This window comes from Vibrio sp. SS-MA-C1-2, assembly GCF_021513135.1.
Classification (GTDB): Bacteria; Pseudomonadota; Gammaproteobacteria; order Enterobacterales; family Vibrionaceae.
Genome location: NZ_CP090981.1, coordinates 2119398 through 2132310 on the forward strand (window position 1 = coordinate 2119398; position 12913 = coordinate 2132310).

Annotated in this window: 10 protein-coding genes and 1 pseudogene; 1 reads left to right on the top strand and 10 read right to left on the bottom strand. The window is 36.7% G+C overall.

Features of this window, described 5'->3' with window-relative positions; genetic code table 11:
- Positions 1–56: 56 nt before the first annotated feature.
- Both pfkB and fruB read right to left on the bottom strand, forming a co-directional pair.
- Positions 57–1010 (bottom strand): 1-phosphofructokinase, encoded by a 954-nt coding sequence (gene pfkB / locus L0B53_RS14065; protein ID WP_235060233.1) that lies wholly within the window; start codon positions 1008–1010, stop codon positions 57–59.
- The gene (gene fruB / locus L0B53_RS14070) at positions 1007–2137 is read right to left on the bottom strand and encodes a fused PTS fructose transporter subunit IIA/HPr protein (RefSeq protein WP_235060234.1); all 1131 of its coding nucleotides are present in this window, start codon (positions 2135–2137) and stop codon (positions 1007–1009) included. Before fruB ends, pfkB begins: the two co-directional genes overlap by 4 nt.
- A gap of 211 nt (positions 2138–2348) precedes the next feature.
- Between fruB and cra the strand changes: the two genes are divergently transcribed.
- Positions 2349–3386, top strand: coding sequence for a catabolite repressor/activator (gene cra / locus L0B53_RS14075; protein WP_235060235.1), 1038 nt, complete (start codon positions 2349–2351; stop codon positions 3384–3386).
- Positions 3387–3484: 98 nt separating this feature from the next.
- Here cra and L0B53_RS14080 read toward each other — a convergent pair whose 3' ends face one another.
- The 8 genes and pseudogenes from L0B53_RS14080 to fdh3B form a co-directional block, all read right to left on the bottom strand.
- Complete coding sequence (locus L0B53_RS14080) at positions 3485–5275, bottom strand: hypothetical protein (protein WP_235060236.1); 1791 nt, start codon at positions 5273–5275, stop codon at positions 3485–3487.
- 177 nt (positions 5276–5452) lie between these two features.
- Positions 5453–5782 (bottom strand): Hpt domain-containing protein, encoded by a 330-nt coding sequence (locus L0B53_RS14085; RefSeq protein ID WP_235060237.1) that lies wholly within the window; start codon positions 5780–5782, stop codon positions 5453–5455.
- A gap of 45 nt (positions 5783–5827) precedes the next feature.
- Entirely contained in the window at positions 5828–6907 is a 1080-nt protein-coding gene (locus L0B53_RS14090) for a sulfate ABC transporter permease (protein ID WP_235060238.1), read from the bottom strand.
- A complete protein-coding gene (locus L0B53_RS14095) occupies positions 6907–7395 on the bottom strand; it encodes a hypothetical protein (RefSeq protein ID WP_235060239.1) in 489 nt (162 codons plus the stop codon). Before L0B53_RS14095 ends, L0B53_RS14090 begins: the two co-directional genes overlap by 1 nt.
- Positions 7396–7506: 111 nt before the next feature.
- The gene (locus L0B53_RS14100; RefSeq protein WP_235060240.1) at positions 7507–10197 is read right to left on the bottom strand and encodes an ATP-binding protein; all 2691 of its coding nucleotides are present in this window, start codon (positions 10195–10197) and stop codon (positions 7507–7509) included.
- 168 nt (positions 10198–10365) lie between these two features.
- Complete coding sequence (locus L0B53_RS14105; RefSeq protein ID WP_235060241.1) at positions 10366–11061, bottom strand: toxin-antitoxin system YwqK family antitoxin; 696 nt, start codon at positions 11059–11061, stop codon at positions 10366–10368.
- A 201-nt stretch (positions 11062–11262) separates the two neighbouring features.
- Positions 11263–12283: pseudogene (locus tag L0B53_RS14110) on the bottom strand (formate dehydrogenase subunit gamma).
- Between the two features lie 14 nt (positions 12284–12297).
- Complete coding sequence (gene fdh3B, locus L0B53_RS14115; protein WP_235060242.1) at positions 12298–12906, bottom strand: formate dehydrogenase FDH3 subunit beta; 609 nt, start codon at positions 12904–12906, stop codon at positions 12298–12300.
- Between the last annotated feature and the right edge of the window lie 7 nt (positions 12907–12913).

Sequence of the window (12913 nt, forward strand, 5' to 3'; positions counted from 1 at the left end):
TTTATTCATCAGTATTTTTAGAACTCACTGACATATAACGGATATCATTCAGCTTATTAGCTTAATTTAACTGATGTTTGTAATGTTTTAACTGCATTTAAGTCTGATATGCCTACACCCACTTGAGTAACCGCTAATGCAGATAACGCAGTAGAAAATTGAAGGGTTCGTGGTTGGGACCATCCATTAAGCTCTCCCCAACATAATCCTGCCACTAGGGTATCACCGGCACCAACCGTGCTAACAACATCCATTCTAGGTGGACGAGCAGTTAAACAACTTCCGTCTTTAAACCAACCACACCCTTTCTCACCAAGAGACAGCACCACGTTATCAATACCTTGATGATTGAGTGATTGCGCATAATCAAACAGTGCTTGCTCTGAATCAAATGAGTGTCCAGCTAATTGCGCTAACTCATCATCATTAGGCTTAATCAACCATGGTTTTTCTAAAACACCCGCTTGAAGTGCAATCTTACTACTATCAAAAACGACTTTTTTACCTTTTGCTTTAAGATTAGCAATAATTAAAGCCGCATCATCTGGTGTCATTCCTGTAGGCAAACTACCCGCAATAACAAACAGATCATGATTCTTAGCCAGTATTTCTATGATTTCGGTTAATTGGTCAATATCTTGCTGAGTGACTGAAACCCCAGGAAAGTTGATATCAGTCACTTCATTTTGATGATCATTATCGACTAACTTAACATTAATTCGTGTAGCACCAGAGACAGTAACAAATTGATCATTAATCGATAACTGCTCAAAATACGATGTAAATGTACCGCGATTATCTTGGCCTAAAAAACCAGTGACACTCATATCTGCCCCTAATTGAGCCAAAACTTTAGCGACATTGATTCCTTTACCCGCAGGATGAAGCGTGCCAGTTTCAGCAACGTTTACTTTCCCTTGCTCAAGGTTATTTAGGTGTCCGGTCAAGTCAAGCGCGGGATTTAAGGTAATTGTCACCGCTCTAAGTTTGCAGTTTGATTCTTGGCTCATAATGTTTCACCTAAGCCATTTTCAATCGCCTCACCAATCGCTTGGATAGCTTGTTCTGCATCAGCACCATCGGCAACAAATTCAAGGCTATTTTGAGTTTTAACCCCTAAGCCAATCACTTTCATTAAGCTTTTACCATTGACTGACTGACCTGAACCATCAAGATTTTTAACGGTAATTTTTGATTCAAATTTCTTTGTTACATTAATGAGCATTGCGCCGGGACGAGCATGGAGTCCATGAGGATTACGAACGGTAAATGTTCCCGTGATAGCGCCAACTTGCTGTACTTCAGGTTCAGACGTTAGCAGTGTCATCACCTGTTCAGCCGTTGCAGAAAAGAGAGCATCTAATTGACCAAGATAAATAAGTGACGTTAAGTGATGAAGCACAGGTAAATGACTATCGTTATTTGAAGCAATTGCAATAATGCCTTTAACTTGTTCACCACTGTTCAATGTATAAGCTTGTCCTGACACAAATGAGATTGCACTCTCTTTAACACCTGTCGCACTAGATACCATCCATAGACCAGAACCTAAATAAGTCGGAGTTTGACTCACAATATCACTAACAAATTGACTAGAAGCCAAACCGTTATTTTTGATCATTCCGGCTGCAACGGCAGTTAATTGAAGTAAATCACTGACTGGAAAGTTAAGTGCGATCAATTCAGGCGTAAGATGTAGATTTTGTTCTTGCTTGTTATTTAACACATCAATGATTTGTTCAACAGATGTCGCCGAGGCCAACTTCTGCTCAACGCCATCAACAGAAAGAACATTGGTTAATTGTTTTAAGATCTCTAAATGTTCATCCGACTTAGCAGCAATACCAATAGCAACAAAGACTCGATTACCATCTCCCCACTCCACACCATCAGGAAAATGAGAGATTTGCACGCCTGTTTGTTTAACGAGATCTCGCGTATCAGTCGTACCGTGAGGAATAGCAATGCCATTACCTAAATAGGTTGAAGTCTGTGACTCACGAGTCAACATTCCCTTTTGATAACCCTCACTCACTAAACCCGCATTGACAAGTCGATCGCCAATCGCAGTAATGGCTTCACTTTTATCATTTGCTTTTTGATTAAGTACTATGTTGTTTTTAGAAAGTTGCAACATGTTCGACTCCACGTTATGCTAAACAGTAAGCTGAATCGATTCAGCTATCGATTAAATTAAAAGTTTCAATTAGAAAATAATAAAAATAGTCCAATTGAAACTTAATTTCCTTCATACTGAATCGATTCAGCAAAAAATACAAGGATCAAATTGGAGTTTATTTGATCGAACGCACACTTTTGCATAACAAGCCTTAGTAACTGGATAAAAAATGACCTTAGATGAAATCGCAAAATTAGCCAATGTATCTAAAACTACGGCAAGCTACGTCATTAACGGCAAAGCTAAAAAGTACCGAATCAGCGACAAAACCACCAACAAGGTCTTATCGGTGGTTGCGGAACATCAATACAGCCCTAACCATGCCGCGTCAACATTAAGAGCTGGCAGCAGTCGCTCGTTTGGTTTGGTGATTCCCGATTTAGAAAATCACAGTTACGCACGAATTGCTAAATTACTCGAAAAAAGCGCACGGGAAAAAGGTTATCAATTGATTATCTCTTGCTCTGATGATGAGATAGCCACAGAAAAAGAGGTCGTTAATACCTTGGTTAGCCGTAAAATCGATCTTTTATTTGTAGCAACCTCACTCTCAATTGAGGATTCCTTTTATCAAAAAATACAAAGCTCAGGCACACCAGTAATCGCCATTGACCGAGCATTAAATGATGAGTACTTTAGCTCTGTCATCAGTGAAGACTTAGAAGGGGCATTTGAATTGACAACCACTCTACTCTCTGATGATATTCTTTCGATTGGATTAATTGGAGCCGTTGAGACATTAGGCGTTTCAAAAGAGCGTCAACAAGGCTTTTTAGCGGCAATAGATAAGTTTTCAGACACAAAAAAACTCTCCGTTCAGATCAGTCATGGTGAGTATTTTTCACAGCAGCAAGGGTTTAAGCAGATACAAAATTGGTATCAAGAAAATAGAGTCCCAGATGCGATCTTAGTGACTTCGTATAGTTTACTAGAAGGAATCCTTGATTTTCTTTTGACTCAGCCCGATATACTGAGAAAAAACGAACCAATGAGTGACATTGTAACTAACTCTGAACCATATGGTTCACTGAAACTAGCGACTTTTGGGGATAACCGCTTATTGGACTTCTTACCAATTAAAGTTAATTCATTATCACAGCAGTATGACATTATTGCTCAACAAGCACTGAATCTTGGATTCAAAGCCATTAAAGGCGAAAAGATGACGGGTATTGAGGTCATTAAAAGAAAGTTGAAATGTCGATAATTAAAATCAGAATCAAACTACAATAACAATGAAAGCTCTGTGAATCGCATTTAACAGAGCTTTTTATAGAAACCGTTTTAACTGATTAGCTTAAAGATTTAATTATTTAGCTCCATGGAAACAGTGATTGTGTCATCAGTTACCGATGTGGTAAATCTGACTTTGTATTTTATCGCCATCAATACATCGCTCTGTTTTTTATCTAGATCTATCGTTTGCTTGACCTCTTCATTTTTAAGTACCAATGGCATAAATTTATCATAATTTAAATTTATTGAGAAAAGAGCGTTAGATGATAATTCAACATCACTTAAGCCTTCGCTCAACTTCTCACCTTGCTCGCCAGTATATAAAGTAAAATGAGCCCCTTTAATTGCTACTTTATTTTCACTGCCCACCTCAACATACTCATCAATCACAATCGGAGTACCATCTGTCGGGATATCTATGGCGTACTCAGGTAAAAAAGATTTAGCGGTATCAATTAAAAACTTAGGGTCATCAGCAGAAATAGTTATTATCCCATCTAATGTTTCAAAATCATCATTTTTATTCAAATGATCAATCAATAAAGAAATGCCTTTTAAACCGCGAGTAAAACCCGTGATAAAATTGAGTTCAGCGACGGAGTTGTTGCTAATCTCATCTTGAATCTCAGATAAAAACTGACATTGATATGTTGGTGTGGCTAGCTCGTCTTGCAATGCCATTGTTGAACTAACTAAGTTATCAGCATTGATACCTACCCCGATAGATAAAAGAGGATCTATACTCTTGGTGATGAAATCAGGAATAAATCCCTGTAATTCATTAAGGGCTTTCATGATATGTTTATTTTTACTTTCAATGATAAAACGATAAGCTAAACGACCTTTTTCTAAATCAAATTTATCGGTACCTAAAACCGTCCTAGGCCAATTACCAGCAATACTGGTGAACGCCTTATTACAGATCTCACTGACTGTCTCATCACTTTGAGTAAGGGTGTAAACGTGTTTAGCCAATAAACTTTGATCTTTGGTTGTTAACGCTGTAGCAATCGACTGATGATTGATAAAGCCAATCGACTCATCGATAAAATTATGTTGTTTGATGATCTGTTGTAAATCGTCTAATTGTAACGGTGTTGCCGCGCGCACACCACCTAAAGCCATTGATAAAACTGAGTCGGATAAGGTTAATTGATCATTATTGAGGAATAATGTCACAATATTATCATTAACTGATACATAGAGTGATGATGAGTGCGCTGAATTTTGTTCTGGTACAACTAACTCTTGCAAAGTATAAAATCCACCGGGCATATTAGAAGAATCAAATTGGTATCGGCGATAGTTTATACCATCCACATTCCCACCTTGATAAGTGAAATCAGCTTGATTGCCTGGCGTTTCAGCATTAAAATCTTCATTGACTTGTTTTTCTACTTCATCGAGTAATGCTAAAAATACTTCAGGTTTCTCGGCTTTAAATTTAACAGCTGGCATTGCGCCTAACATATAAGCATAGAAATTCATCTCTTCGCTAAGACCTAAGCTATCAATATAAGTTTGTCCATCTGCGAGCTTACTGTTGTTCAATGCTAAACCAACTCTAAGAATAAACTCTTCTCCTGCTGATGATGTTTCATATTGATAGATTGAGCTTATATCCGTAACGCCTCGCTCCTTAAGCATGGTGACTTGTGTATCAATATATTGTTTAATCGGGAAAGGCTTTAATTGACCAAAAAAGAACAGCGTATCGGAGGGAATGTATTCGAGCAATTGATGGAATTGTGACTCTTTAGTACCAATTTTTGTTGTGGTACTTTGATTATCGCACCCAATTATGGATAACGTTGTAATTGCAGCAACTGCATAGCTAATTAATTTTAATTTATATCGCATAAGGCTTCCTTACTTTCCATAAAATTCATCATTTCATACAACGATGAAGTATCCATAAAATGATAAAATGAAAAGTAAGGGTAACCAAGAGCCAACAAAATTAACACTAATACACTGAATAAAAAGATTTAATCATAAAGCATAATTAAGAACTCATGATTTATGATTGAAAGAATATTAACTGGCTAAATGGATAGAAATCTCTTTATTGACACTTTGAATTGAAGATGAAACTTCAATCATCAACGCCTCCTCGGGTAGTTGTTGATTGTGAGTCATCATCTCAATTGTCTCCAGTTTTTTAGCAACATCAGTAACACCAAAAGAATTAAGCATGCTTTTTAAAGAGTGACTCATACTGTGTAAACCTGAGATATCTTGATTACGATAAAGGGTTAGTATCTCTTCATAATACTCACCATATTCATCAATATAAATTTCAAAGAGAGAGTTAATCATCTCTTGGTCGCTATCAAACTGTTCATTTAGCAGTGAAAGATCTAACATAAACTACGTCCTTTGCCATTTAATTAATACTTAACTACTGGACATTTAAAATACAAAATTAACCATCACAGTGTATAAATTTGCTCTTCCAGGGTATTTATAATTGGGATTGAAGGCCTTTAACTGCTCCCAAGATTCTGCAACAAATGGGCCTTGTGAATCACTATCTGTCATAAAGGTTTGCCATTCGACATTCAGTGAGGCGTTCGGTGCAAAATCAAGACGTAATCCCGTTGTCACACTTTGATAGGGGTTATATTCATAACTTTGACCATAAAGTAAATAGGGAGTGAGTTGATCCATATTATAACTAGAACCTACATACCAACTGCTTGATGTATCGTTGGTCTGCCCTTCTGCAATGAGTGTTAAATCATCTATATTATATTCACCACCAAGGGTGTAAAAATTGATACTTTGTAGATTTTTATTTTTTATTGATGAACCATTGAAATCAATGGTTGAATTAATATTTGACGTGCCATTTAAAAAGGTGAAATTAATTTTATAATTTTCACCAATGACTTGAGAGTTAAGCCCAACGGTGTAATCAGAGTCGATCTTAAGTTGAATAGCATCAAGATCGACATTACTTATGTTTTGGAAACCATAAAAGGGGGAAACAGATAGAATAGTTGAATCATTTAATTCATGATTCCACTGCACCGTAAAACCATTATATGACGTAATTCCTAATGCACTATTATACACTTCTTGCGGAGGTCGAGACCAAGTATAAGCTTGACCAACATAATAGTACTCAGAAAGCAAAAATAGTGGCAGCCTTAATATCCCAGCTCTAAATTCAAATTCATCATAACTGTATCCTACATATGCCCACTCTGGTTGTGGTGAGACGAAATCATCTTGAGGACGTTTAACCACCTGAGCTGACACTTTAAAATTATCGTAGTAATAATCTAGCTGCAATCCAAACGTTAAATCACAATCAAAACAGCCGGAATCATCAATTTGACGATTAATTAATAGGTCTTGAGACGTGTCAGAATCTGCCCATGATGTTGAACCAAATCCACTTAATGTAAAATTTTCAGTAATGTCTATCACTGCAAACGAGGGTGATGAAAACAGTAGCGGTGATATAAAATAGAGTGCCTTCTTCATTAATTAGCTCCTGCTTTTAAAACGTAAAGTATATTTACATCTGAAGGGACTAATGATTGTGGTGCATAACCGATTCGGTTGTTTTTCTCTTGCAGCCACTCAATCAATGTTCCAATATCCGAATGAGAAAGTTCTTTGGGCGGCCTGGCTTTTCCTGAGAAAGACATACTTGCCCAATATGAATTCATTTGTGCGGGTGTTTTTCCTAACAAGTTTTTATAAAATTCTTCTCGTTGCTCTGTATCACTAGGCCAATCACTAAGCTCGACTCTTTTCCCTGAAATAGATTTGGTTTTGCCACGATATAGCATCCTTACCCGACTTTTGGAAATATCTTTTAGATCATTATTCATCGTAAACACGACAAAATTTTCATCTTCATTTATTTCGTTTGCCAGAATCGGTTGAGAATAAAAAAGAATAAAAACTGACAGGAAAATAAAGTATATCTTAGATAGATCAGGCATTTCGTCAATCTGTCGTTCCATAACCTTGATGCCCTTTTAAAGTAATCTTTATATTAAACATAGTATTAAAATAGAATATTGCAAGTACATCACTGAACTAACAATATTCATTTTTAGTTTAAAAGCTGTGATTTATACATTCCTCGCATTATTTATTTTATCGAGAAGAAGCCCACGATTAAATGGTTTGGATGCATAATCATCCATACCTGAATTAAAACACTCTGCGATATCATCATCTAAAACACTGGCAGTTAGTGCAATAATTGGCGTTTTCTCTAAGTGATGCTCCGCTTCATATTTGCGGAATTCACGAGCAGAAGTAAATCCATCCATTACCGGCATCATGCAATCCATCAAAACGACATGATACTTATCTCTATTTTCAATCAGCATGTCTAAGCCTTGCTTCCCGTCTGCGGCAATATCACATTCAAAACCCGCCTTTTTCAAAAATATGGAGGCCACTTTTTGGTTAACCAGATTATCTTCAACTAGCAAAATATTCTTTTTTATTACCGTATTTTCATTAACAACTTGAGACGCCTCTCCATTTAACTTACGACGTTTCTCTTCTTGTTTATCATTAGCATCTTTTATACCCGAACTGATCGCATTAATTAGCCTATTTCCAATGAGTGGATAGCTAACGATACCATTGATCATCGAATCATCTTTCAGCATCTCTTCATCATATTGCTGCAATAGAATGATCGGATTATCTGTAATTTTAGCGCGAAGTTGATTGAGAGTTTCAACGGTCTCTTTATTCTCTGACGTACAAAAGATATAGCAACGCTTATCATTATTAGTAGCTGAAATTGTCGATATATCATCAATCACGGAATAATTATTCATTTCAAAAATGGTTAAATCATCGGTAATTGTTGAAATAAAATCTTGTTGATTGCCAATAATGACAACTTCATAATCTAATACTTCAGGTTGAAGATGTTGTGGTTGAATTTTGTCTTCAACGTCAATGGTGAAATAAAATTGACTTCCTTTGCCCTTGGTTGAATCAATTTGAATTCGACTGTCCATTAATTTGACTAATTGGGAAGAAATAGCAAGCCCTAGTCCAGTTCCACCAAATTGGCGTGTAATTGAACCATCTTCTTGAGTAAATGGATTAAAAATTGATTGCTGTTTCGCTTCGTCTATCCCAATCCCTGAATCTTCAACTCTAAATTCCAAAGAATATTTATTTTCACCAATATGGGTACTAATTAAGCTTAATTTAACATGACCTTGTTCTGTAAATTTAACTGCATTTGACATCAAATTCATCAATATTTGACGTAGACGATGATCATCAAGTTTGACCGTCATTGGTGTATTGGGAGAGATATAAACCTGAATATCAATATTTTTTTCAACGGCTTTTGCTAACACAATGGCAATAGTGTCGTAAATAATTTCACGTACATTGGTATTATGAATTGAAAGCAGCAAATTTCCCGATTCGATTTTTGATATATCCAAAATATCATTAATCAGGATTAGTAAGGTTTGCGATGACGTTTCAATGGTACTCAAATAATCTTTTTGCACTGGTGATAACTTTGAATCAGCCAAGATCCCTGACATTCCAATAATACCATTCAAAGGTGTTCGTATCTCATGCGACATATTGGCAAGGAACGTACTTTTTGCAACATTTGCCTTTTCAGCCTCTTCTTTTGCTGAAATCATATTGGATTCACTCACTTCCCTCTCAGAAATAAGCGAATTAACTTTAACCCCAAATTCGGTAAATTCATCGTGACCGGAGGTTTCAACTTTAATTGAGTAGTCATGCTTCTCTTCAATTAGTTTAAAAGTAGAAAGGATATCAGTTAAAAAAGTAATAATTCGATGAACAATATTAAAGCTTAATACCAACAATATAATAAAGATAGCGGCTATTATCGTAATAAAGAGGGTACGATATTGGTGGGCAACGGATATCTCTTTTGACATCTCACTCTGTAATTGGAGATTAATTTTATCTGTCGCTGTTCGAATTAAATTTAAACGCTGATCCAAGGCAACAAGTCCATTATTAATGACATCTTCAGATAATACTTCTTCTGCAATAACCTGATCACGAAACACTAAACTGTTTATAAATGAGGGAGTATTAAAGGTTTGTAACAGTAAGTCGACCTGCATTGGATCTGCATTTAATGTTAAAAACTTTTCTATCAAGTATTGTTGACGTTGAAAAAGGATAAATAACTGCTGATTAATTTCATCTTCTTCCAGCGTTCCATTATTTTTCAACTGATAATGAATTAACCAATTTTCTTCCCGTGCCCACGACGTTATCCAGTGTAGTTGAGATAATGCTAAATAGTGTCCTTCAAGAGTAATAACACCTGTTGCTGTCTGTTTTTTATCTACCGCGGTATATAGTTGTGAAATAAGTTCAGAGTGCCAACCAACCCACTCTTTTAACTCATCTAAACTTTCTAATAATGAAACTTCATCTAATGCACTCTCCATCTCATCAATGGCTGAGATCGAGGATTGATCCGCCGCTAAACGCACTAACTGTTGGTTTAACTCAATAAAAGATTGTTGGAAAGGTTCAATATCTATCTCTAATACTTGTTTATTAGATAACTGATCCAACGCCCTCGTTTCAATGGTATGAATAGAGGAACCATAATTTGAAGTGATATTTAGAGTATCAACCTTGTCAGATAATATCCCCATTTGTGATAACTTTTGATTCAACTTATTTATTTCATAAGCTGAAAAGCCTGCAATTATCAGTAATGGAATAAATGCCAATAAAATGACACGAGATTTAATAGAGAGTCGGTTTAAAAAAGTCATTACTCATCCTTGGGACTATACGATAGTTAAGAGTAGTTCGAAATTTTATAAACTGACAACCTTCATCAATAATAATCTGTTTTTAAATACATTTGATTCACAATATAAAAAAGCGAAACAGTAAGAGACTGCTTCGCTTTTTTATATTGGAGTTATGTTTTTAAATGATTAACTTTTTGTGGTCTCTTCAAAAGCCCATACTGTGCGAGAGACTTTTTTTCCATCTTTAATGGTGACTTTAGCGGCTTTAGTGCCATTTTCATACCACTTCATCACTTCACCATTTTTATGGTCTAACTCGTTAAACTTAACTTCTGTACGCTTGTTACCATTGGCATACCAGTTAGTATTGGTTTTGTACTGCCCTTTTTGATATACAGTCTCGACCGCTTTTTGTCCATTTTCGAACCAGATATTGGCTACGCCGTCTTTTTTACCATCAATAAAGGTCGCAACGTGCTCTTTCTGGCCATTTTCGAACCACTTGGTTGCTGTACCATCTAATACACCATTGTTATAAGTCAATTGTTCTGCTTTTTGACCATTGTAATACCACTGAGTTGCGGTGCCATCTAACACCCCATTTTTATAGGTTGCTTCAGATGACTTTTGCCCATTTTGATACCAAGATGTTGATAAACCATTCTCATGACCTGCACTAAATTGAGTCTTAACGGCAGGTTGTCCATTATCATACTTTTGTGCATAGGTGCCGGTAAATGGTGTCTCGGTATTAACTTGATAAGCAACGTTATTACGAGACTGAAGATAATCGACTGTATTTGAAGTTGGAGTCGCGGCAAAAGTGGCACCTGATAGAGAAAAAAGTAGAGCAGCAGCTGCGATTGGAAGTGTTTTTTTCATTTCAATACCTATGATAATTAACTTGAGTATAGGTATGACCGCCGCATAAACATAAAAGTTCATATTAAATTAAAAAATTATTATAAATGAAGATTAAGTCGATAAAAAACGCCACTCAACATATTTAATGAAGAGTGGCGTGCTAGCTTTTCTTTAAAGATTATTTAAAAGAGAGAGAAAAACACAATCAATTCATCGTGATTAACTCTTTTTGCTCTCTTTAGGCTGATTCTCTGGTAAGTCTTTAACTTCTTCATACCAAAGGTCATGGTGCTCTTTCGCCCATGTTTCATCAACTTCACCAGTTATCATGCCATCAATACCTGCTTCCATACCAAATAAACCGATATAGATATGGAAGATGAAACCTGACATAAGAATCAAGGCTGAAATCATATGTAATAAGTTAGAAATCTCCATGGTCTTTCTTATTTGACCAAAATTAGGGAAATCTAAAACCAAACCACTGACTGCGGCACAAGCTCCAAACCAGATTAACAACCAGAAGATTGCTTTCTCACCACCATTAGAGAAACCTGCTGATGGATGAGTCCCTTTATGTTTTCCGACCATACCACCGAGTTTCAAGAACCACTGGATATCAACTTTATTCACAATCGATTTACTGTACCATTTAATTAATACAATGATTAATAAGATACCAAATAGAGGACCTACGTAGTTATGGTACATTTTCATACCATAAATTAATGAACCCCAAATATCAGTTGAAACAACATGTTGTATCGTAAACTTACCATAGGTTACACCTAATCCCGTAAAGGCTAACGATAAAAAGGTAAATGCCATTAACCAATGTAGTAATCGATCAGTAAAAGACCATCGTTGAATTTTTTCGTCCCGTTTTTGGCTTACTTAACTTAAGTGGGCCAAGAACAAAGTAGGCGAAAGAGACAACAATTAAACAACCAATTAAAACTGCCGCACCAACGGGCATGATCCAACCTTCTTTAAGGTGGAACCATATCTCATTGGGAGGACTGATTAGTTCACCATGCTCAGGGAAAGATGACGTTGTTGTACCAATCACCCCTCCTCGAACATCACGCCAATAATCAGCACCGGCAAGTTGAGTCATTTCTACTTTAGCCGTGTTATTTGCTCCTTTCTCTTCTGCCATCGTAGCAGAAGAGAAAAGGGAGGTAATAGATAACAGCAGCAAAAGCATAAAAGCAAAAATCGAATCTTTTGTTTTATGCATAACTTCTATTCCTATTATCCTTGCGTTGCGTCATAGGCGATATCGGCACCGTCAGACCAACCAGCACCTTTAGCACCGCGTTCAACAATACGCTTACGGAAAATGTCTGAAACAACACCTGCATCGCCAGCTAATAGTGCTTTGGTTGAACATAACTCAGCACACATTGGTAGTTTACCTTCCGCTAGGCGGTTAGCACCGTACTTCTTACGCTCTTCCTCAGAACCAGGTTCAACATTTGGACCACCTGCACAGAAAGTACATTTATCCATCTTACCACGCTCAGCAAAAGCACCCTGTTGAGGGAACTGAGGCGCACCAAACGGACAAGCAAACAGACAGTAACCACACCCGATACATAGGTCTTTATCGTGATGGATAATACCTTCATCAGTTTCTACAAAACAGTCTGCCGGACATACCGCCATACAAGGTGCATCAGAACAGTGCATACAGGCCACTGAAATTGACGTTTCACCCTTTTCACCATCGTTTAAAGTTACAACACGACGACGTTGAATGCCCCACTCTAACGCATCATCATTTTCATTTTTACAGGCCGTAACACAGCCATTACACTCGATACAACGTTTTGTATCACACATAAATTTCATTCTAGCCATGATAACT